Source organism: Streptomyces sp. NBC_00236 (assembly GCF_036195045.1).
Lineage (GTDB): Bacteria > Actinomycetota > Actinomycetes > Streptomycetales > Streptomycetaceae > Streptomyces.
Genome location: NZ_CP108100.1, coordinates 366,508 through 390,073, shown reverse-complemented (window position 1 = coordinate 390,073; position 23,566 = coordinate 366,508). Strand labels below are relative to the sequence as shown.

Sequence of the window (23,566 nt, the reverse complement as noted above, 5' to 3'; positions counted from 1 at the left end):
CGTCATGGCCCCGCGGCCGACGGCCGCCGCCCGCTGGTTCAGCGGCTGACCGCTTTGCGGAGCTGTTCCTTGTTCATCGTCGAGCGGCCCTCGACGTTCTTCTTCTTGGCCTCTTCGTACAACTGGTCCTTCGTACGCCCCTGGGCGCCCTTGTGCGAGCGCTCCCCGCCGCGCTGGGAAGCCGACTTCGGGTCCTGCGTCGACGTCCTGCTCGACGTCTTCGCCTCACCCGAGCGGGCGCGTTCCTTGTTGACGGTGCGGGCGGCGATCTCCTTCGCGCGCTTCTCCGACTCGCCGCGGTCCTTGGCGCTCTCCTTCACGTGCTCGTACTGACGCTCGCGCTTGCGGCTGGATCCTGCCGGCATGGCGTTCTCCTTCTGGGTAGTTGTCGGGTTCCCTGCCCATCGGCCCACGGCCCGCACCGGCAGGGCGGTACGGCGCCGCCGTACACCGGGTTACCCCCGGCCCACGACCGAAACATGGCACCGCCGCCCTGCGAACGCCCATCGGGCCGTGCGCTCGGGTGACGCCGGGCGCGCACAAGGGCCTGGTCTCACCCGGACGAGTAGAATGAAGGCCGGTCGGCGGCCCGGTACACGAGCCTGCACGGTGATGAACGGCGACGGACGACGCCGGCCGAGCCGCACCACCGTGTGTGATCCGCGGGGAGGTGCCTCCATGTCCGGGCCGGCGAGAGCCGAGCGTCTGCTGGAGGAGCACGGGCGTACGTACGCCGAGGAAGCCGGAATCCGGCTCCGGAACACCCCCTCACCGCTGTACCGGCTGCTGACACTCTGCGTGTTGCTGTCGGTCCGCATCAAGGCGGACATCGCGGTGTCGGCGGCCCGGGAGCTGTCCGCCGCGGGCATGCGCACACCGCGCGCGATGGCGGAGGCCTCCTGGCAGGACCGGGTCGACGCCCTGGGCCGCGCGCACTACCGCCGTTACGACGAGAGCACGGCCACCGCGCTCGGGGATGGGGCGGAACTCCTCCTGGACCGGTACCGCGGAGATCTGCGGCGGCTGCGTGAGGAGGCGGACGGGGACCCGGAGCGGATCCGCGGCCTGCTGCGGGAGTTCCCCCGGATCGGGCCCGTGGGCGCGGACATCTTCAGCCGGGAGGCACAGGGCGTGTGGCCCGAGCTGCGCCCGGCGTTCGACGCCAGGGCCCGTCACGCCGCCGCAGCGCTGCATCTGCCCAAGACGCCCGCAGGGCTGGCCCGTCTCGTCCCCGGCGACGACCTGCCGAGACTGGCGGCGGCCCTGGTCCGCGTCGAACTGGCCAAATGAGCCAGGAAACGGAGAAGAACCGTCCAGGAGGGCGGCCTCATGGCGCGTGTGTTGATCGAGGGCACGGACATCGTCGTACGGCTGTCGTGGTGGGAGCAGGCGGCGGCCCGCCGCCGCGAGGTGCGGGTGCCCGCGTCCGGGCTGCGCCACGTGTACGTCGAGCCCGACTGGTGGCGCGCGCTGCGCGGCGAACGCGAGAGCGGCACGTGCGTTCCCGGCAGACTGTGTGCGGGCATCCGCACGCACCGGGAAGGCCAGGACTTCACACTGGTGCGGTCGAGCGGGCCGGTGCTCTGTGTGGAACTGCACCGCAGCTCACCGCTCAGCAGACTCGCGGTCTCGGTGCCGGACGCCGAGGAGACACGGCGCATGCTCTCGCCGACGGGCGGGAGGGGCGGCTGGTGAGGCGGCTCATGAGGAGCGGTCCCGCCACTCGGCGCCCCTCCGGGAGCGGGCCGGGCGGGAGGTTCCGGCTGCCGTTGGCCGGCAAGCCCGACTAGGGCGTGTTTCGGAAGTCCCGCCTGCTCGGCGACGCCTGGCACGCACGCTCGCCGCGTTGTCGGGATCACCCCGATACAACCAGTATCGGGGCGACCCTCCGCCTTGCGATCGCACGCACCAGACGCCGCCGAGCCCGCCCTCCGGGCGGACGGCGCTACTTCCGAAACACGCTCTGGGGCCCGCCGGCCCGGGCCGCACTGCGACGCCTCGTCGCGACAGCTCACTGAGCGGCGAGCCGCCGGCCGAGCCCGCCGGCCCGGACCACCTGCGCCGTGCGAGGAGCGTGGCGGGCTCCCGGAGGATCCCCGCCACGGCTCCGCTCGCGGCCGGCGCGGTCTGTGCCGGGGTCCGCGTGCCCCGTGGGTCAGGGGCGGCTGGTCAGGTATCCGCCCATCGAGGTGAAGTACTCCGTCGCGGGCATCTCCCGGCCGTCCTCGGTGCGTACGCGTGTCACGGCCAGGCCGTGGTTGCGGCCGGTGCGGGCGTCCGCGCCGGCGACGATCACCACGCCCTCTCCCTCGCGGTAGAAGATGCGGCCGGGCGTTCCCCCGTAGCGGCCCTGGGACACCACGGCGGCGAGGATCTCCAGGCGCTTGCCCCGGTGGAAGGCGTAGGCGCTCGGGTACGGCTCGGACTGGGCGCGCACCAGGCGTTCGAGGTCCTGTGCCGGCCAGGTCCAGTCCACGCGGATGTCCTCGGCGGAGCGCTTGTGGAAGAAGCTGGCCCGGGAACGGTCCTGCTTGGTGAACTCGGTCTGTCCGCCGGCGATGAGGTCGAGCGCGCCGGTGGTGACCGGGGCGATGAGGTCGACGGTCTTGTGGAAGAGGTCGGTGGCGGTGTCCGCCGGTCCGACCGGAACCGCCTCCTGCCGGACGATGTCGCCGGCGTCGAGCTCGTCGTTCATCATGTGCGCGGTGACGCCCACTTCGCGCTCGCCGTTGATCAGGGCCCAGATCAGCGGCGAGAAGCCGGCGTACTTCGGCAGCAGCGAGTCGTGGATGTTCAGCGTGCCGCAGCGGGGGAGGGCGAAGATGCGCGGAGGGATCCAGGTCCGCCAGTTGTTGGCCACGATGATGTCCGGCTCGGCCTCCTTGAGGCGCTCGAACAGTTCCTCGTCGTCGGGGCGGTTGCGGATCAGCACCGGGACGCCGTGTTCTTCGGCGAGGTCGGCGACGGAGTCGCTCCAGATCTTCTCGTACGCATGGTCGCTCTTGGGGTGGGTCACGACCAGCACCACGTCGTGCTCGGAGTCCAGGAGGGCTTGCAGGGTGCGGTGCCCCCAGGTCTGGTAACCGAACATGACGACCCGCATAGGGGTTCCTCCTCAGCGTAGGGATGGAGCGACAGTCAGTAAAGCAAGCCTTACCTAATCTCGCAATGGGCCGGTACGGTGCATGAGTTGACCGGCCCGTCGGCCCCGGATGGCCGGATTCGCTCTATCGACAGCTTCGCATGATTAGCTTAGGCTCACCTAAGTTTCACCGGGTCGCTCCCTCGGCGTGCCCGTCTACCGCACGTTCCCCACACCTGACAGGCGGCTTCCCCGCACGATGGGAGTGACATGTCACAGGTTCGTCCTGGCGACGCACCACCGGTCCACGACCTCATTGGCATCGGCTTCGGGCCGTCCAACGTGGCCATGGCGATCGCGATCAGTGAGCACAACGCAAGGGGCGGAACCCAGGAGGCCTTCAGCGCTCACTTCTTCGAGCAGCAGCCGCAGTTCGGCTGGCACCGCGGCATGCTCATCGATGACGCGACCATGCAGGTCTCCTTCCTCAAGGACCTGGTGACGCTCCGGAACCCGTCCAGCGAGTTCAGCTTTCTCTGCTACCTGCAGAGCAAGGGGCGGCTGATCGACTTCATCAACCACAAGAACCTCTTCCCGCTGAGGGTGGAGTTCCACGACTACTTCGAGTGGGCCGCCGCGCAGGTCGACAGCATGGTCTCCTACGACCACGAGGTCGTCGGCGTCACGCCCGTCCTCGTCGACGGTGCCGTGGAGTACATGGACGTGACGGTCCGGTCGGGCGAGGGGCTCACCGTCCACCGGGCCCGCAACCTCGTCATCGGCACCGGGCTGCGTCCCCTCGTGCCGGAGGGGGTGGAGCGCGGCGACCGTGTCTGGCACAACTCCGAACTGCTGGCGAAGGTCGACACGCTGGAGGGCACCTCGCCCTCACGGTTCGTGGTCGTCGGCGCCGGGCAGAGTGCCGCCGAGAACGTCGCGTACCTGCACCGGCGCTTCCCTGGGGCCGAGGTCTGCGCGGTCTTCTCCCGCTACGGCTACAGCCCCGCCGACGACAGCAGCTTCGCCAACAAGATCTTCGACCCCGGCGCGGTCGACGAGTACTTCGCCGCGCCCGAGGGCGTCAAGCGCAGACTCATGGACTACCACGGCAACACCAACTACTCCGTGGTGGACATCGACCTGATCGATGACCTCTACCGGCAGATGTACCAGGAGAAGGTGCTCGGCGCCGAGCGGCTGCGCTTCCTCAACGTGTCGCGCCTCGAAGAGGTCAAGGAGACGCCGGACCACGTCCGCGCCACCGTGCGGTCCCTCGTCACGGGGGAGGAGACGCTCCTGGACGCCGACGTGGTCGTGCTCGCCACCGGTTACAGCCCCGCCGACCCGGCCGGACTGCTGGGCGACGTGGCGGACCGCTGCCTGCGGGACGACCAGGGCCGGCTCCGCGTCGAGCGCGACTACCGCATCGCGACGGACTCCGGCCTGCGCTGCGGTATCTACCTCCAGGGCGGCACCGAGCACACCCACGGCATCACGTCGGCGCTGCTGTCCAACACCGCGATACGGGTCGGAGAGATCCTGGACTCGCTGCTGGTCCGCTGCGCCGAACCGGTTGCCGGCGCCACGGGCGGATCGCCCCGCTAGCACGGTCGTCAGGGCCCGGTCCGCCGCGCCTCCGAGTGGATCAAAGGGATAACGTACGCCGACATGAGCACGACTGCAGTGGAACGTTCCGCGTCCAGCGGCACAACGACCGCCCGCCGGAGGCGGGTTGTCGGGCTGGGCACGCTCCTGGTGATCCTCGTGGCCGCCGGAGCCGTGTCCCTGGCCGTGGGCGCGCGGGCGTTGAGTCCCGCAGAGGTGTGGCACGGGCTGTTCGCGGCGCCGGAATCCGACCAGCGGCTCACCGAGATCCGGCTCATCGTGCAGACCGTCCGGGTGCCCCGGACGGTGCTCGCCGTGGTGGCGGGCATCGCCCTGGGCGTCGGCGGCTCGCTCATCCAGGGCTACACGCGCAACCCGATCGCGGACACGGGTCTGCTGGGGGTGAACGCGGGCGCCTCGTTCGCGGTGGTGTCGGTGATCGCCCTGTTCGGACTGACCGATCCGTTCCAGTACGTCTGGTTCGCCTTCCTCGGGGCGGCGGTCGCCGGCGTCGTCGTGTTCGGGCTGGCCAGTATCGGCAGGGGAGCGGGTAATCCGCTGACGCTGGCACTGGCCGGTCAGGGCATCACCGTGTTCCTCGCGGCCATGACGACAGCGGTCGCGCTGTCGGACCAGAAGTCACTGAACGCCCTGCGGTTCTGGAACGCCGGCTCCGTGGCCGGTGTCGGCTTCGACGTGATCTGGCCGGTGACCGGGTTCGTCGCGGCCGGGCTGGTCCTGGCGCTCACCATGCTGCCCTCACTCAACCTGTTGAACCTGGGTGACGACGTGGCCCGGGGACTGGGCGTGAACATCACGCTGAGCCGGACGGTCGGCATTCTCGCCATCACCCTGCTCGCGGGCGCGGCGACGGCGGCCTGCGGCCCTGTCGCCTTCCTCGGGCTCATGGTCGCTCATGTGGCCCGCTATCTGACCGGACCGGACTACCGCTGGCTGGTGCCGTACGCGGGTGTCCTCGGCGCGGTGGTCCTTCTGGTCTGCGACATCGTGGGCCGACTGGTGGTGCGGCCGGGCGAGTTGGACACGGGTGTCGTCGTCGCCCTTCTCGGCGCCCCGTTCTTCGCGGGTCTGGTCTGGCGCGGAAAGTTCAGGAGCGCGTGAACGTGACAGAGACGAAGACCTCGCCGGCGCCGGTGCCGGGCGTGCGGGTCGGCCGTATGTCGTTCGTATGGCGGCCCTGGCTCGTGCTGGTCACCCTGCTGCTGGCGGCCGCAACCTTTCTCGTGTTCTGCCTCTCCATCAGTGTCGGGGACTTCCCCATCGGCCTCTCCCGGGTGATCGCCACGCTCTTCGGCCGGGGCGAGCAGGTCGACGAGTTCGTGGTCATGGACCTGCGGATGCCGCGGGCGCTGGCCGGACTCGTCGTGGGAGTGGCGCTCGGGGTGTCCGGGGCGATCACCCAGTCCGTCGCGCGCAATCCGCTGGCCAGCCCGGACGTCCTCGGGATCACCGGGGGCGCCGGCATGGTCGCGGTGTTCCTGGTGACGGTGTCGGGCGGGACCGCCGCGGCGGTCGTCAGCTCCGTGGGCCTCTCCGCGGCGGCGCTGACCGGCGGACTGGGCGCGGGACTGCTGGTGTACTTCCTCGCGTGGCGGCGGGGCATCGACGGCTTCCGGCTCATTCTCATCGGCATTTCGGTGAGCGCCATGACGGAAGCGGTCTCCACCTGGCTGCTGGTCTCGGCGGACATCAGGGATGTGGCGCGGGCCCAGGCGTGGCTGGTCGGTTCGCTGGACAACCGTTCGTGGGACGAGGTCCGGGTGGCGCTGTGGTGCTCGCTGGCACTGATGGCCGTCGTCGCCTGTGTCGCGTTCCAGTTCAAGCCGATGCACCTCGGTGACGAGGTCGCCGCGGGCCTCGGCGTCCGGTACACGAGGGTGCGGGCCGTTCTGCTGCTGTGTGCCGTTCTGCTGGCCGCGGTCGCGGTGAGCGCGGCCGGCCCGGTCCCCTTCGTCGCGCTGGTGGCGCCGCAGGTGGCGATGCGTCTGGCGAGGTGCCCGACACCGCCGATGGTGGCCTCCGGACTGACCGGTGCGCTGCTGCTGACGGGATCGGACCTGGTGGCGCGCTCGGTGCTGCCGATCGGCCTCCCGGTCGGAGTGGTCACCGCCGCGATCGGCGGACCCTTCCTGGTGTATCTGCTGGTACGGGCGAACCTCAGCAGATGAAAGACGAGTCGGACTATCCGGAGAATGGGGGGCCTGTGGCCGTTCACCACACCAGCACCGAGGTCGAGTCGGCGGGCACGGATGCCGCGCGGCTGGCGGCCAGAGGAGTCACGGTCGGGTACGGCGGACGGACCGTCATCGACGAGCTGGACGTCGCCATCCCGTCCGGCGTGATCACCACGATCATCGGCCCCAACGGATGTGGAAAGTCCACGCTGTTGCGCACGCTGACGCGGCTGCTCAAGCCCGTCAGGGGGGCGGTCGTCCTGGACGGCGAGGACATCGCCGGGCTCAGGACCAGGGACGTGGCGAAGAAGCTCGGACTGCTGCCGCAGGCCCCGGTCGCCCCCGAAGGGCTGACGGTGGCCGACCTGGTCGCCCGGGGGCGGCATCCGCACCAGAGCTGGCTGCGGCAGTGGTCGTCGGACGACGCCGATGTGGTGGCGGCCGCGCTGGCCATGACCGGGGTGTCCGAACTGGCGGACCGTCCCGTCGACTCGCTGTCGGGCGGACAGCGCCAGCGCGTCTGGATATCGATGACGCTGGCTCAGGGCACCGATCTGCTGCTGCTGGACGAGCCGACCACCTATCTGGACCTGGCGCACGCGATCGATGTGCTCGATCTGGTCGACGACCTGCACGAGTCGGGATGCACCGTGGTCATGGTGCTGCACGACCTCAACCTGGCCACCCGCTACAGCGACAACCTCATCGTGATGCGTGAGGGCTCGATCCTGGCGCAGGGGCACCCCCGCGACGTGATCACCGCCGGGCTGCTGGAGGAGGCGTTCGGTCTGCGGGCCATGGTGATCGACGATCCGGTCGGCGACCGGCCGCTCATCGTGCCGATCGGCCGGACCCATGTATCGCTCAACCAGGGTTTGAGCAAAGGGAGTACGAAGGTTAGGCTAGGCTAACCTCACCCCGTCGGGGTAAGGTTTGGCTGCCCTTATACGGGGCCCATGGGACAGTGCGAAAGCAAGGGAATCCGGATGCTCCTCCACAGAACGATGCTCACCAGGCCCTGGCAGCGGCTGGCGGCGACGGTCTCCGCCGCCACCCTCGGCATCGGCCTCCTGGCGGGATGCGGTTCCGACTCGAAGAACGAGACGGACAAGGCGAGCGACAAGGCCCCGGCCGCCGCAGGCGCGTTCCCGGTCACCGTGGAGCACGCGTTCGGATCCACCGAGATCACCAAGGCGCCCGAGCGGGTCGTCTCGGTCGGCTACACGGACGACCAGACCATCCTGGCGTTCGGCATCAAGCCGGTCGGCATGGTCGACCAGTACCCGAACCCGGCCGGCAAGTCCCCCGACATCAACACCCAGTGGCCCTGGGTGAAGGACAAGTGGGGCGACGCCCGCCCCGAGGTCATCATGAAGAATGGTGACACGGGCCCCAACTACGAGAAGATCGCCGCCCTTCGGCCGGACCTGATCATCGCGGTCTACTCGGAGGTCGACCAGGCCGCGTACGACAAGCTCTCCAAGATCGCCCCCACGGTGGGCCGCACCAAGGCGGAGAAGGAGCCCTTCAGCGCGCCGTGGCAGGACAACGCGCTGCACATCGCCAAGGCGCTCGGCAAGGAGGCCGAGGGCACCGCGATGGTGAAGGGCATTCAGGCGAAGCTCGACGCCGCCGCCAAGGCCCACCCGGAGTTCGCGGACCAGACCGCTGTCGCGCTGTCCTGGTACGAGAAGTCCGTGGCGCCGTTCACCACCACCGACGTACGCGGACGCCTCCTGACGGGCATCGGCTACAAGGGTGCGACGGAGATCGACAAGATCGCGGGCGGCAAGTTCTACACGGTGCTCTCGCCCGAGCGCATGGACCTCGTCGACGTCGACCGCATCTTCGTCATCAACGACAAGGCCGACCAGGAAGCCCTGAAGAAGGACAAGCTCTTCGCCAACCTGAAGGCGGTCAAGGACGGCCGGGTGTCGTACCTGCTCGACAGTGAGGGGCCGGCGGTCGGTGCGGCCATCTCCCAGGGCACGCTGTTGTCGATGCCGTACGCGATCGACGAGCTCGTGAAGTCGGCCGAGCAGTGACGTCGTCCGGCAACCACGGCCGGCCCGCCCCGGCCCGCGTGTGAGCGCCACCGGCACCCGCGCCGCCCCGGCAACGCTGCGCACCGCCACCGGAGGTGAGGCGACCCGGTGGATCACCGCGCACTGCCGCGAGGTTCCGTGGCTGACCTCGGCCACCGTGCTCACCACGGTGGCCGGGGCCGCGCTCCAGGTGCTCCCGGTGCTCCTGCTCGGCCAGGTGGTCGACGGGGTGGTCGACGGCGAACCCCGTTCCCTGCTCGTCCGGATCGGCGTGCTGATGGTCGCTGCCGCGCTTCTCGGAGCGGCGGCCACCGCGGCGTCGACGTACCTGATCGGGCGGCTCGGCGCGGATCTGCTGGCCCGGCTGCGTGAACGCGCCGTCCGGGCGGTGCTGGGGATGCCCAGCGCCAGGATCGAGCAGGTCGGCCGGGGGGATGTGCTCTCCCGGGTGGGCGACGACGTGGCCGTGCTGTCCCGCGGCATCCGGTCCGCCGTGCCCACGGTGTTCTCGGCGGGCGTGCTCGTCGCCATCGCGACGGCCGGTATGTTCGGTCTCGACTGGCGGCTCGGCCTGGCGGGCGCCGGTGCGCTCCCCGCGTACGCCCTCGCCCTGCGCTGGTACCTTCCCCGGTCCGCGCCGCTCTACCGCAAGCAGCGGGCGGCTCAGGCCGACCGGGCCCAGGCCCTGATCAGCGGTCTGAACGGCATCGACACCGTCCGGGCGTACCGCCTTGAGGGCGCGTTCCGCGAGAAGGTCACGGCCGAGTCGTGGCGGGTGCGCGAGTACGGCATCGAGGTGTTCCGGTTCTTCGGCCGCTTCGTCGGCCGGGAGAACCGTGCCGAGTTCATCGGGCTCGTCCTGATCCTCCTGGTCGGGTACGCCCTGCTGGAAGGCGGCGCCGCCACCCTCGGTGAGGTCTCGGCCGCCCCGTTGATGTTCCACCGGCTGTTCACGCCGCTCGGCGCCATCATGTTCACGTTCGACGAGGCGCAGAAGTCGGGCGCCAGCCTGACCCGGCTGGTCGGGGTGCTGGGGGAGGACGCGGAGGACCGCCTGGTGGGCGACTCCACCGTGGCGCCCGCGGACGCCGCTCCGTACCGGGTGACGGTGGAGGGGCTGACGTTCAGCTATCCCGACGCCGAGGACCCGGTCCTCAGGGACGTCAGCCTGACGATTCCGGCCGGTGGTTCACTCGCCCTGGTCGGGGCGACCGGCGCGGGCAAGTCGACCCTTGCCGCGCTGATCGCGGGCATCGGGAGTCCGCAGTCCGGTTCGGTGCGGATCGGACCGAACGATCTCGCCGATCTCGACGAGGCCGGAGCCAGGGCTCTGGTGAGCATCCTGACGCAGGAGACGCACGTGTTCTCCGGTCCGCTCGCCGACGACCTGCGGCTTGCCGCGCCGGAGGCCACCGATGCCGAGTTGACGGACGCGCTGCGTACGGTCGGTGCGGGTGTGTGGGCCGAGGCGCTGCCGGAGGGGCTGCGGACCGTGGTCGGCGAGGGCGGCGAGCGCCTCGACGTCACCAAGGTCGCTCAGATCGCCCTGGCCCGTCTGGTGTTGGCCGCCTCTCCGGTGGTGGTGCTGGACGAGTCCACGGCGGAGGCCGGGAGCGAGGGCGCCGCGGAGCTGGAGCGCGGGGTGCTCGCCGCGTGTGCGGGCCGGACCACGCTGTTCGTGGCGCACCGGCTGACCCAGGCGATGGCCGCGGACCGGATCGCCGTGCTGGACGCGGGGCGGGTGGTGGAGCAGGGGACGCACGAGGAACTGGTGGCCCTGGGGGGCCGGTACGCGCGACTGTGGCGGGCCTGGCGCGAAGGTAGTTAGGTAAACCTTAGTTAGGCTAGGCTAAGTTGGACACCTCGTCGGATGGGAAGCGGAGTCTTCGATGATGGAACCGGGCGCTCGTCTCGTACTGCTTTCCGAAGAGGGCCTGGCCGGCCTGCGCCGGAGGACCGGTGATCACGGTGACGGGACCCTCGTCACCGCGTGCGCCATCGGTCTGGCCTACTGGGCGTCGGGGCAGAGCCCCGACGGCATGGACCTCACCCCCGGCACACTGTTCGCCGATGTCCTGGGATGGGCCGCCAACGGCGGTTCCGGAGTCGCGGGGTGGGAGGCCGACGCGGCGGAGCGCACCATCGCCGTCCCGGAAGGCGTCTTTGCGGCCGATGCCCAGCTCGCCCTCGACGACCTCGCCGACTTCCCCGACCGCCCCCTCGGGACCATCGGCCCCTCCGGTCTCGAGGCGCGGGTCGAGGACCTGGCCCGGTGGAACGACACCGAGGCCGGCCGGGACCGGCCGACCATCGTGGAGATGTTCCACGAGCAGGTACGCAAGCGACCCGACGCGGTCGCGATCGTCGACGAGAACCGTTCACTGACCTACGGTCAGGTCAGCCGCCATGCAAGTCAGTTGGCCCACCACCTGATCGAACGCGGACTCACGGCCGAGCAGGTCGTGGGCATCTCCCTGGGCCGCGGTGCCGACATGGTCGTCGGGCTGCTCGGCGTGCTCCAGGCGGGATGCGCGTTCGTCCCGCTCGATCCGATGTGGCCCGCCGCGCGCCGGGCGGTCGTCATCGAGGACGCCCGGGCCGTCCTCCAGCTCAACGGTTCGGGCGAGCACGAGCCGGACGAGCCGGAGGCCGTGGCCGTCGACCTCGACGACTGGAGGTTCACCTCCCACCCCGTCGAGGCGCCCGACGTCACCGTGCCCGGCCCCGCCCTGGCCTACGTGATCTTCACGTCCGGCTCGACCGGCCGCCCCAAGGGTGCGATGATCCGTCACGAGGCGATCAGCGAACGCCTGTTGTGGCAGGTCGAGGAGATCCTGCACTTCGGCCACGACGACGCGTCCCTGTTCAAGGCACCGCTGTCCTTCGACATCTCGATCAACGAGATCTTCCTGCCGCTGGTGTGCGGCGGCCGGCTGGTGGTCCTGCGGCCCGGCGGCGAACGCGACCCGCACCACCTGCTGAGCGTGATCGCCGAGCAGCGCGTCACCTTCACCTATCTGGTGTCGTCCATGCTGGACGTCCTGCTGGAGATGGCGGGGGACTCCGGACGGCTGGACAGCCTGCGCCATGTGTGGTGCGGCGGCGAGGTGCTGACCCCCGAGCTCTACGAGCGGTTCCGCACCCGCCTCGACATCCCCATGTACCACGGCTACGGCCCCGCCGAGACGACCATCGGCGTCTCGCACGTCATCTACCGGGGCGCCGCTGAACGCCTGTCGACATCGATCGGCAGGGCCAACCCCAACACCCAGCTGTACGTGCTGGACGACGAACTGCGCCCGGTCCCGGTCGGGGCCGGCGGCGAACTGTACGTCGGCGGCTTCCTCCTGGGCCGCGGATACGTCAACGCGCCCGGCCTGACCGCATCCCGCTTCGTGGCGAACCCTTTCGCCGCCGACGGCTCCCGGCTCTACCGGACCGGCGACCTCGCCCGGTTCGCCCCGGACGGCTCACTGGACTTCCTGGGCAGGGCGGACAACCAGATCAAGATCCGGGGAATGCGCCTGGAGATCGAGGACGTCGAGGCCGGTCTCGCCGAGCACCCCGGCGTACGGCACAGCTGCGTCGTCGCCAGGAAGAACACGGCGGGCGGCACCTACCTCGTCGGATACGTGATCCCGGCCGCCGACCACGAGGACCTGCGTGCCGACGAGGTCAGGGCATGGGCCGAGGCGCACATGGTCGAGTACATGGTGCCGACCCACACGGTCGTGATGAAGGAGTTCCCGCTCACCGCCAACGGCAAGCTCGACCGGGCCGCGCTGCCGGAGCCCGTGACCTCGGCCGGCCCGGTCGTCCAGCCCACCACGGAGAACGAACGCGTGGTCTGCGCGGCCGTCGCCGCGGTCCTGCGGCTGGACGAGGTCGGCGTCGACCAGGACTTCTTCCGGCTCGGCGGGGACAGCATCCTGGCGATCTCCCTGCTGAGCGCATTGCGGGACGCCGGGCTCCACGTCACCGCACGGCAGATCTTCGCCCACGGAGTCGTCGGCGCCCTCGCCGCGGTCGCGAGCCGCGAGGACGCCGCCGCGGTGCGGGACGACGACGTGGGGACCGGGCCCGTCGTGGGATCGCCCATCGTCCAGTGGCTCGGCGAGGTCACGGACGCGGTCGACGGCTTTGTGCAGTCGGTGGTGCTGAACACCCCGCCGGACCTGAGCGCCGAAGCCCTGGACGAAATCCTCACCGCCGTGGTCCGGCGGCACGACATGCTGCGGGCCAGGCTGGTGCGCGGTGAGCGCTGGAGCTTCGAGATCCCGGAGGCGCAAGAGGCCGTCGCCGGGTGGGAGGAGAGCGGCCTGCCGCTCGACGCCTGTATCGAGTCGGCCACCGAAGGGCTCGACCCGGACCACGGAGTCATGCTGCGTGCCGTCTGGCGCCGCGAGACGCGGCAACTGGTCGTGGTCGTTCACCACGTGGTGGTCGACGGGGTCTCCTGGCGGGTCCTGATGGAGGACCTGGCCACGGCATGGCGGCAGTACACCGCGGGCGCACCGGTCGAACTGCCCCCGGTGGGCACCTCGTTCCGGCGCTGGACCGAGCTGCTCGCAAGCACGGCGTTCGACGCGGACCGCGCCCACTTCGCACGTCCCCTGCCGGGCGTGGACGGACCCCTGGGCAGGCGCGCCCTGTCCGGCGCCGACACCGTGGCGAACGAACGGGAGCGGACGGTATCGGTCGGACCCGGGATCACGGCGGCGCTCCTGGGCGAGGTACCCGCGAAGTTCCACGCGGGCGTCAACGACGTCCTGCTCACCGCGCTCGCCGTCGCCCTCGCCCGGTGGCGCCGCGACCTCGGCCAGGACCAGACGTTCGCCCACATCGAGCTGGAGGGCCACGGCCGCGAGGGACGCGTCGTCGCAGACGCCGCCGGCTTCGAACCCGAACTGTCGCGGACCGTGGGCTGGTTCACCACCCTCTTCCCGGTGACCGTCGACCCCGGCGCCACGGCCGACCCCACCTCGCCCGCGTATCTGGCCGCCGCACTGAAGGCCGTCAAGGAGGACCTGGCCCGCGTCCCGGGCAACGGTCTCTCCTACGGCGCCCTGCGGTACCTGGCCGGCGCCCGGTTCGACGCTCCCGCACCCCAGGTGCTCTTCAACTACCTGGGCCGCTTCGACTCGGACTCCTCCGGGGACTGGCAGCTCGCCGGTACCACCGGGCAACTGGGCGAGAAGCGCGACCCGAGGATGCGCCTGCAGCGCGCCCTGGAGTTCAACCTGATCGCCGAACCGGCCGCCACCGGCGGGTACGAACTCGTCACCACGATCTCCTGGCCCGACGGCGTGTTCACCGACGAGGACATCACCGTCGTCGGCGCGTACCTGCGGGAGGCCCTGGCCGGGCTGGCCGCGCTCGAAGGCGGCGGCCACTCGCCCAGCGACTTCGCCCCGCTGCCGCTCAGCCAGGCCGATGTCGACGCCCTGGACGGCCCCGGGCTGTGCGACATCCTGCCGCTGACCCCGTTGCAGGAGGGCCTGTACTTCCACTCGGTCTTCGACGACGAATCGGCGGGCAGCTATGTGGAGCAGCAACTGCTCACGCTGGACGGCGAGGTGGACGCCGGCCGGCTCGCGGCGGCGGCCACCCGCCTGCTGACGCTGTACCCCAACCTGGCCGCCCGGTTCACGGCCCTCGCCGACGGCCGGGTCGTCTCGGTACTCGAAAGCGGCGCCGAAGCACCCTTCACCACACTGGACCGACCCGGCATCACCGACGCCGAGATCCGCGAACTCGCCGAGCGGGACCGCCGCGCAGGTTTCGACCTGGCCACCGGCCCGCTGATGCGCTACACCCTCATCCGCGACGGCGCCGGCCGCAACGTGCTGGTGCAGACCGTGCACCACATCATCGCCGACGGCTGGTCGGTGCCGCCGATGCTCCGCACCCTGCTGGCCGAGTACCACCGGCCGGGAACCGCGTACCGGACCGGCGGCTTCCCCGACTACGTGCACTGGCTCGCCGGACGGGACGAGGACGAGAGCGACCGGGTCTGGGGCGAGCAGCTCGCCGGTCTGCCCGGCCCCTCACTCGTCGCCGACGGGCACATCCCGTCCGACCGGTTCGCCGACACGGCCGTGGAGCCGTCGGACGACGTCGACGCGGCCGCCCGGGCGGCCGGCGTGCCCCTGAGCGTGGCCGTGCACAGCGCGTGGGCGGTGACGCTCGGCAGCATCCTGCCCGGCAACGACGTCGTGTTCGGATCCACCGTGTCCGGACGCGACGCGGAGGTGCCCGGCATCGCCGACATGGTGGGCCTGTTCATCAACACGATTCCCGTACGGGCCCGCTGGGGCGCGACCACGACGGCCGCCGGCCTGCTCGCCTCGGTGCGGGAGCACCAGAGCGCCGTGCTGCCGCACCAGCACGTCTCGCTGGCGCGGATCGGCAGGCTGACCGGCGCCGGTGCTCGCTTCGACACCCTGGTCGTGTTCGACGTCGCGACCGACGTGGCCGCGCTGCGTCGGCCCGGCGACGAACTGGTCATCGCCGGCATCGTGAACGAGGGAGCCCCGCACTACCCGTTGACGCTGGTGGTGGAACGCACCCACGACGGCAGGCCCCGCTTCAACCTGATCTACGACGGCGCGCTGCTCCGGGAATCCGGCGCCGCCGGCATCCTGCGCACCTTCGCCCGCACGCTGACCGGTCTGCTCACCCGCCCGGACGCACGGGTCGAGGAGCTGGCGACCGAGGACGACCGCCGCCCCGCCCCCGTCACGCCGACGACCCTGGGCGCGTTGTTCGACGCTGTCGCGCTCCGCGATCCGGCCGCCGTCGCCGTCACCCAGTGCGCCCTCGACGGCGGCAGCAGGTCGCTCACCTACGGCGAACTGGCTTCGGCGAAGGACGAGCTGGCCATGGCGCTGGGCGCGGCCGGCGTCGGACCGGGCGGACGCGTCGCCGTCGCCGTGCCGCGTTCCGTGGAGCAGGTCGTCGCCCTGGTCGCCATCGTCACCGCGGGCGGCGCCTACGTACCGCTGGACCTGGCGTACCCGGACGAACGGCTGGCGTACATCTTGGCCGACGCCGCACCGCAGGCCGTTCTCGTGGACCGTGAGCAGCGCGACCGGTTCACCGGCCTGCTGGCCCGCGCCGGAGTACAGGCCCGGGTGCTCGTGCTCGGGGACGAGCTGCCGCAGGCGGACGGGACGGCGCCCAGGACCGCGGTTCCCGGCCCGCAGGACCCCGCGTACGTGATCTACACGTCCGGGTCCACCGGCCGGCCCAAGGGCGTCGTCGTCCCGCACGCCTCCGTCGTGGCACTGCTCGCGAACACCCGTCCCGACATGGGCTTCGGCCCGCAGGACGTGTGGGTCCAGTTCCACTCGTACTCCTTCGACTTCGCCGTCTGGGAGCTGTGGGGCGCGCTGGCGCACGGCGCGGAGCTGCTCGTGCCGGACTACGCGCTGACCCGTTCCCCGGTGGACTTCCACCGGCTGGTGCGCGAGCGCGGAGTCACCGTGCTCAACCAGACCCCGTCGGCGTTCTACCGGTTCATCGAGGCGGACCGGCACGCCGGAGAACCGGCCACCGCCCTGCGACGGATCATCTTCGGCGGCGAAGCCCTGGATCCCGCGCGGCTGCGCGGCTGGGTCGAGCGGTACGGCACCCGCACGCCCGAGCTCGTCAACATGTACGGCATCACGGAGACCACCGTCCACGTCACCCACCGGGTGCTCACCGACGAGGACTTCGGTGCCGACGTCAGCCCGATCGGCGGTCCGGTCCCCGGTCTGGAGACCCATCTCCTCGACGACCGGCTCCGGCCGGTGCCGCCCGGCCAGGTGGGTGCCATCTATGTCGCGGGCGACCAGGTCTCCCTCGGCTACCTCGGCAGGCCCGGGCTGACCTCGGGCCGGTTCGTGGCGAACCCGTTCGCGGGCGACGGCTCCCGCATGTACCACACGGGCGACCTCGCCCGCCGGACGCTCGACGGCGAGCTGGAGTTCGCCGGCCGGGCCGACGGCCAGGTCCAGCTCAAGGGGTTCCGGATCGAGCCCGGCGAGGTGGAGGCGGCGATCAGGGAGCTCGACACCGTGGTCGACGTGGCCGTCACCGTGGCGGACAGCGGCGACCACCTGGTCGCACACGTCGTGGGCCGGGCGCCCGGCGACCTCACCGCACTCCTGGCGGAGAAGCTGCCCGCACACATGGTGCCGGGCCAGGTGCGCCTCCTCGACGCGCTGCCGCTGACGGTCAACGGCAAACTGGACCGCGAGGCCCTGGCCGCGAGTGCCGCGCAGGACCTCGCCCCGGCCGCCGCCGGCGCCGGGCGGGACCTCGTCCCACCGGCCACGGCCGGTACTGCGCTCGCCGCGCTGACCCGCATCTTCGGCGAGACGCTGCCGGGCTCCGAGGCGGACGCCGACACCGACTTCTTCATGGCGGGCGGCGACAGCATCCTCGCGATCACCGTCATCAACCAGGCCAGAGCCCTCGGACTTCACATCGCACCGCGGGACGTCTTCCTGTTCAAGACCCCGCGCGCACTCGCCGAACAGCTGGCCTCGCGCACACCGCAGACCCCGTCCGCCGGCCCCGTCCGCCCGGAGGACGGCCCGCTGCTCCCGACGCCGATCATCCTGCGCAGGCGGGAACGGGGCGGCTCGCTCGCCCGGTTCGCCCAGGCCCGGTCGCTGGTGGTCCCCGAGGGCGTCGCGCTCGGAGACGTCGAACGCGCCGCGAACGCCGTCGTGGCCGCGCACCCCGTCCTCCGGCTGCAGCTGGACGTGGAGCACGGCGTGTGGGCCCTGCGCACCCAACCCCACCGCGAGGTCACCGTCGTCCGCACGGAGACGGGCGACCCCACGGCCGCCGCGAACGAAGCCGCCGGGAGCCTGAGCCCCGAGTCCGGGGAGGTCGCCGCCTTCTCCTGGATACCGGAGAGCCGGACCCTCGTGGTCACCGTGCACCATCTCGCCGTCGACGCGGTGTCCTGGCTGATCCTCCTCGACGACCTGGCCACCGCCCTGAGCGGGGCCGCCCTGGCGCCGCCCACCACGTCCTACCGCGAGTACGCCGAAGCGACGGGTGCCCGCAGCGCCGAGGTGACCGGCCTCGGCGACTGGATCACGACGCTCGGGGCGCCCGCGCTGCTGCCCTCCGTCGAGGGCCTGCGCGAGGCCACCGTCGTGCTGGCGCCCGACATGAGCGACCGGGTGACGCGCACTGCACCCGCCGCACTCGGCATCGGCCTCACCGAGCTCCTGTGCGGCGCACTGCGTACCGCACTGACCCACGTCCAGACGGCCCCCACCGACCTCGCCGTCGATCTGGAGCGCCACGGCCGCGTCCCCGTCCGGGAACACCACGACTACACACGCACGGTCGGCTGGTTCACCGCCATCGCGCCGGTACGGCTCACGGCGCACACCGACCCCGTCGAGGCAGCGCGCGAGGTCGCCGCACGCCAGCCCGACGAGGAGGGGCACGTCGCGTACGGCAGGCTCAGATACCTGAACCCGCAGACGGCCCCGCTGCTGACCGCCCGCCCGCAGGTCCTGTTCAACTACCTGGGCCGCAGCGGCGACTCCCGGGTGCCGCACATCACCGGCGCGGACGAGGGCAGCCCGTACGCCGTCGAGGTCAACGCGTGGACCGACGACACCACGGGCAGCCTGCACGCTGCGTTCACCCTCGCGGACGGCATCCCCGACGAGATCACCGCGCACTGGCGGACCGCTCTGGAGCGCATCGCGGAGGTCTCCGCGACAGCCGAGCGCACCGCACCGGTCACCCCTCTCCAACGCGGTCTGTACTTCCAGGCCCAGATGGCGGGCACGGCCGGACACTACGTCGCGCAGAGCTACTTCACTTTCGACCGCCGCCTGGACACCGACGCGCTCGCCGAGGCCATGGCGTACGTGATCGCCCGGCACCCGGTCGTCGGCGCCGGCTTCACCACCGACGACCGCGGCAATCCGGTCCAGGTCCTCGGCGCCGGCCGTCGCGTCGACGTCCGTACGGTCACCGTCGCGACGGAGGCCGAGGCCGACGCCCTGCGCGCCGGGGACCGCGACACGGGATTCGACCCGGGTGAGCCGCCGCTGGTCCGGCTGACCGTGGTGCGTCTGCCCGGTGACCGCGACGGCCTGTTGCTGAGCTACCACCTGCTGCTGTGGGACGGCTGGTCCCGCGAGATCCTGCTGCGGGACCTGTTCGACGCCTACCGGGCCGTCCTCGCGGGCGATCCGCCGGCCGCGGTCCCGCCCTCGCCCGGCTTCGAGGACTACGCCCGTGCGCTCGCCGCAAAGGACCCCGCCGTGGCGGAGCGCTTCTGGGCGGACCACCTCGACGGCCTCAGCGGCCCCACGCTGCTCGCCGGGGAGCAGCCGGCCGTCACGGACGAACTGCCGCACGCGCTCGTCCACACGATGTCCGCCGAACTGTCCGGTCTGCTGCGGCAGGCGGCCAGGACACACGGCGTCACCCTGAACTCGGTGCTGACCGGGGCGTTCGGCCTCCTGCTGGGCGCGCACACCGGGCGCGGCGACGCGGTGTTCGGCGTGACCGTCTCCGGCCGCGAGGGCGAGGGCCTGTCCGGCATCGTCGGCGTCCTGCTCAACACGGTGCCCATGTGGACGCGGGCCCGTCCGGACGACACGGTCGGGGAGTACCTGACGGCCGTCCAGGCTGCCCGCGTCGAGGCGATGGAGCACGAGCACCTGGGCCTCGGCGAGATCCAGCGGGCCAGCGGACACGACACGCTGTTCGACAACCTGTTCGTGCTCCAGAACTTCCTGGACCTGGACGCGTTCGCCGAGATGAACGCCCGGCACGGCATCACCTCGGTGCAGGCCGACGACTCGACCCACTATCCGTTCACCTGGGTCGTCACGCCCGGCGACCGGCTCACCGTCAAGCTGGAGCACCGCGACGACGACCCCGAGGGCGCCCGCGGACTCCTCGACGGCTACCTCCGCGTTCTGGAGGACCTGGCCGGGTCGGACGGGCCGGTCGGCGCGCTCCCCGGCGCGGGCGCACTGCCCGCAGCGGCCCCCCGTACGGACGTCGGCACGGACACGGTCGTCGACCGGTTCGACCGGGCGGCCGACCGCGACCCGCAGCGCATCGCCCTCGTCGCCCACGGTTCGGCCATGACCTTCGCCGAACTCCGGGACCGCAGCCGCGCGTTGGCCGGAGTGCTGGCAGGCCGCGGTATCGGACCGGAGCGGACCGTGGCCCTCGCGATCCCGCGCTCCCTCGACTCGATCGTGGCGCTGTTCGCCGTGCTGCGCGTCGGAGCCGCCTATGTGCCGCTGGAGCTCGACCACCCGGACGAGCGCATCGCCGCGATCGTCGAAGCCGCCCGCCCGGACGTGACCCTCACCGTGGGCGCGGTGTCACCCCGGCTGACCGGTGAGCTGATCGAGCTCGACCGTCCACTGCCCGAGGCCCAGCCGTTCCGCACGTTCACGCCGGAGGATCCGGACCGCCTGCGGCACCCCGCGTACACGATCTTCACCTCCGGATCGACCGGGAAGCCCAAGGGCGTGGTGACCGAGTACGCCGGACTCACCAACATGCTGATCAACCATCAGCGACGCATCTTCGAACCGGTGCTGGCGGAGCACGAGCACCGGGTCTTCAGGATCGCGCACACCGTGTCGTTCGCCTTCGACATGTCGTGGGAGGAGCTGCTCTGGCTCGCCGACGGCCACGAGGTGCACATCTGCGACGAGGAGCTGCGCCGCGACGCGCCCCGGCTGGTCGAGTACTGCCTGGAGCACGGGATCGACGTGATCAACGTGACCCCGACCTACGCGCAGCAACTGGTGGCCGAGGGACTGCTCGACACCCCCGGACGGCGGCCCGCGCTCGTTCTGCTGGGCGGGGAGGCCGTCACCCCGGCACTGTGGCAGCGGCTCGCGGAGACCGAGGGCACGGCCGGCTACAACCTGTACGGACCCACCGAGTACACCATCAACACCCTCGGCGTCGGCACCTTCGAGTGCGAGGACCCGGTGGTCGGCGTGGCCATCGACAACACCGAGGTGTACGTACTGGATCCGTGGCTTCGGCCCCTGCCGGACGGTGTGCCGGGCGAGCTGTACGTGTCGGGCGTCGGCATCGCCCGCGGTTACCTCGGACAGCCCGCGCAGACGGCGCACCGGTTCGTGGCCTGCCCGTTCGGGGAACCGGGCGAGCGCATGTACCGCACCGGTGACCTGGTTGTCCGTCGCCCCGACGGCAACCTGATGTACCTGGGCCGGACCGACCAGCAGGTCAAGATCCGCGGCCACCGCGTCGAACCGGGAGAGGTCGAGGCCGCGTTCGCCGCGCACCCGGCGGTACGGTTCGCCGCCGCGGTCGCCCAGCCCGACCCACAGGTCGACGGAGCGTACCGGCTGGCCGCGTACCTGGTGCTCGACGGATCCGATCTGGCATCCGTCGCCGCCGAAGTGGGCGCCGCCCTCCCCGACTTCCTGCGCCCCACGCACTACGCGCAGGTCGACCGCATCCCGCTGACCGTGAACGGCAAGGCCGACACCAAGGCGCTCCCGGAGGCCAGGCCGCTGGGCGTGCTGACGACGGTGGCCGAACGCGCACCGGAGACGGACACCGAGATCACGGTGTGCGAGTTCTTCGCCGAGGCGCTGGACCTGGACGACGACGAGGTCAGCGCGGTCAGCGACTTCGTCGCCCTCGGCGGACACTCCATGCTGGCGGTGCGTCTGATCGGGCTGCTCCGCCGGGAGTACGGCCCAGTCATCACGATCCGCGACCTGCTCACCCTGCGAACCCCCGAAGCGATTGCCGGTCACCTCGATGCGAACTCCTGACCCCCACCGGCCCCTCGACGGAGCCGGCATCCTGCGGACGGCGCTGCGCCGCAACCTCGGTGCCATGACGTGGGGCACCGTCCTCATGGGCCTGTACCAGGCCGGCGAGACCGCCTTCCCCATCGCGCTCGGCCTGATCGTCGAGTACACCCTCCAGGACCGGAGCCCCGGTTCCCTCGGGATGGCGATCGGCGCGCTGGCCGTGATCATCACGACCGTGTCGCTGTCGTGGCGGTTCGGGATGCGCGTACTGCAGAAGGCCAACACGACGGAGGCACACCGCTGGCGGGTGCAGGTCGCGGAGTGCGGACTCCAGCCGGTGGACAGGAACATCGACCTGAAGTCCGGCGAGGTGCTGACCATCGCCACCGAGGACGCCGACTCCACCGCCGACATCATCGAGGTGGTGCCGCTGCTGATCAGCTCACTGGTCGCGGTCGTCGTCGCGGCGGTCGCACTGGGTCTGGCGGACCTCCGGCTCGGACTGCTGGTGATCATGGGCACCGTCGTGATCCTGACGATCCTCAGCGTGATGTCCAAGCGGATCGGCGCCAGTACCCAGGAGCAGCAGGCCCGGGTGGCGCGGGCCGGTGCGAAGGTCGCGGACCTGATCACCGGCCTGCGCCCGCTGCACGGATTCGGTGGCAACCACGCGGCGTTCGTGTCCTACCGGAAGGTGAGCACGGAGGCGAAGCACCAGGCGATCACCGTGGCCAGGGTGAACGGCGCGTACGCGGGCGCCGCACAGGCCCTCAACGCGGTCCTGGCCGCCGCCGTGACCCTGACGGCGGGCTGGCTGGCGTTCGACGGTCAGATCACCATCGGGGAGCTCGTCATGGCGGTGGGCCTCGCGCAGTTCATCATGGAACCGCTGAAGCTGTTCTCGGAGATGCCGAAGTACGTGATGATGGCGCGGGCCTCGGCCGAGCGGATGGCGCTGGTCCTGGCGGCGCCGCCGGTGTCGGCCGCGGGCCCCGACCGCCCGGCGGCGGGGGGCGGCCTGGAGATCGACGGTGTCCGGTACGGGACGCTGCGCAAGCTGAACCTGCGCATCGACGCCGGGGAGTTCGTGGCGATCACCGCCTATCAGCCGCGCGCGGCAGCCGACTTCGCCTCGATCCTGGCCGTGAACGTCCCGCCGCAGGAGTACGAGGGGACGGTCCGGATCAGCGGGCGGGAGATCGCGGACCTGTCGGTCGAGGCCGTCCGTGAGCACATGCTGGTGAACCCGTACGACGGGGAGATCTTCGCGGGCACCCTCCGTACGAACATCGACCCGGCGGGAACCAGCCGTACGGTTCCCGAGGCGGTGGAGGCGTCCATGCTGACCGACGTCGTCGCGCTCCACCGCGACGGGCTCGACTACGCCATCCGCGACCGCGGCGCGAACCTGTCAGGGGGACAGCGTCAGCGGCTCTCCCTGGCCCGCGCCCTGGCCGCCGACACCGACGTCCTCGTCCTGCACGATCCGACGACGGCCGTCGACGCGGTCACCGAGCAGCTGATCGCGCGCAATCTGGTGAAGCTGCGCCGGGGCCGAACCACCCTGGTGATCTCCAGCAGTCCGGCCGTCCTGGACGCGGCCGACCGGGTGCTCGTCCTGGACGACGGGGTCATCACGGCCGAGGACACCCATCGCAACCTCCTGGCCACCGACGAGGCCTACTGTCTGGCGGTGACGAGGTGAGCGGCCGCGGCCGCTGCCGGCCCGGGGAGCGGGAACCCGCTCGCCGCGGCTCAGGCATCCTGGGCGCGGGGGCGGGTGTTCTGGTTCATTCGGCGGATGCTAGGTGTGTTGATCACGAGCGCTGTTGACACGGGGGTCTTGATCAA

12 protein-coding genes are annotated in these 23,566 nt (G+C 71.3%); 10 read left to right on the top strand and 2 right to left on the bottom strand.

The window, feature by feature from the left end; all coding sequences use genetic code 11:
• Window positions 1-38 precede the first annotated feature (38 nt).
• Window positions 39-365 carry a plasmid stabilization protein gene (locus OG446_RS01730; protein ID WP_328892316.1) on the bottom strand — a complete coding sequence of 109 codons (327 nt, stop codon included), beginning with the start codon at window positions 363-365 and terminating at the stop codon, window positions 39-41.
• 313 nt (window positions 366-678) lie between these two features.
• Between OG446_RS01730 and OG446_RS01725 the strand changes: the two genes are divergently transcribed.
• Both OG446_RS01725 and OG446_RS01720 read left to right on the top strand, forming a co-directional pair.
• Window positions 679-1,290 carry an endonuclease gene (locus OG446_RS01725; RefSeq protein ID WP_328892315.1) on the top strand — a complete coding sequence of 204 codons (612 nt, stop codon included), beginning with the start codon at window positions 679-681 and terminating at the stop codon, window positions 1,288-1,290.
• Between the two features lie 39 nt (window positions 1,291-1,329).
• On the top strand, window positions 1,330-1,695 hold the full coding sequence (locus OG446_RS01720) for a hypothetical protein (RefSeq protein ID WP_328892314.1): 366 nt from the start codon (window positions 1,330-1,332) through the stop codon (window positions 1,693-1,695).
• A 460-nt stretch (window positions 1,696-2,155) separates the two neighbouring features.
• Here the strand turns inward: OG446_RS01720 and OG446_RS01715 are convergent, their stop codons facing one another.
• Window positions 2,156-3,103, bottom strand: a complete 948-nt coding sequence (locus OG446_RS01715) for a methionyl-tRNA formyltransferase (RefSeq protein ID WP_328892313.1) — start codon at window positions 3,101-3,103, stop codon at window positions 2,156-2,158.
• 249 nt (window positions 3,104-3,352) lie between these two features.
• Between OG446_RS01715 and OG446_RS01710 the strand changes: the two genes are divergently transcribed.
• The 8 genes from OG446_RS01710 to OG446_RS01675 all read left to right on the top strand — a co-directional run bounded on the left by OG446_RS01710 (window position 3,353) and on the right by OG446_RS01675 (window position 23,420).
• Complete coding sequence (locus tag OG446_RS01710; protein WP_328892312.1) at window positions 3,353-4,687, top strand: lysine N(6)-hydroxylase/L-ornithine N(5)-oxygenase family protein; 1,335 nt, start codon at window positions 3,353-3,355, stop codon at window positions 4,685-4,687.
• Window positions 4,688-4,750: 63 nt separating this feature from the next.
• Window positions 4,751-5,809, top strand: a complete 1,059-nt coding sequence (locus tag OG446_RS01705) for a FecCD family ABC transporter permease (protein WP_328892311.1) — start codon at window positions 4,751-4,753, stop codon at window positions 5,807-5,809.
• A 56-nt stretch (window positions 5,810-5,865) separates the two neighbouring features.
• Window positions 5,866-6,876: a FecCD family ABC transporter permease gene (locus OG446_RS01700; protein ID WP_443050260.1), complete on the top strand. Its 1,011-nt coding sequence runs from the start codon at window positions 5,866-5,868 to the stop codon at window positions 6,874-6,876.
• A 35-nt stretch (window positions 6,877-6,911) separates the two neighbouring features.
• Complete coding sequence (locus OG446_RS01695; RefSeq protein ID WP_328892309.1) at window positions 6,912-7,793, top strand: ABC transporter ATP-binding protein; 882 nt, start codon at window positions 6,912-6,914, stop codon at window positions 7,791-7,793.
• Window positions 7,794-7,868: 75 nt separating this feature from the next.
• Window positions 7,869-8,927, top strand: a complete 1,059-nt coding sequence (locus tag OG446_RS01690) for an iron-siderophore ABC transporter substrate-binding protein (protein ID WP_328892308.1) — start codon at window positions 7,869-7,871, stop codon at window positions 8,925-8,927.
• A 40-nt stretch (window positions 8,928-8,967) separates the two neighbouring features.
• Window positions 8,968-10,755 carry an ABC transporter ATP-binding protein gene (locus OG446_RS01685; RefSeq protein WP_328892307.1) on the top strand — a complete coding sequence of 596 codons (1,788 nt, stop codon included), beginning with the start codon at window positions 8,968-8,970 and terminating at the stop codon, window positions 10,753-10,755.
• A gap of 61 nt (window positions 10,756-10,816) precedes the next feature.
• Complete coding sequence (locus tag OG446_RS01680) at window positions 10,817-21,733, top strand: non-ribosomal peptide synthetase (RefSeq protein ID WP_328892306.1); 10,917 nt, start codon at window positions 10,817-10,819, stop codon at window positions 21,731-21,733.
• The gene (locus OG446_RS01675) at window positions 21,720-23,420 is read left to right on the top strand and encodes an ABC transporter ATP-binding protein (protein WP_328892305.1); all 1,701 of its coding nucleotides are present in this window, start codon (window positions 21,720-21,722) and stop codon (window positions 23,418-23,420) included. Before OG446_RS01680 ends, OG446_RS01675 begins: the two co-directional genes overlap by 14 nt.
• The last annotated feature ends 146 nt before the right edge of the window (window positions 23,421-23,566 follow it).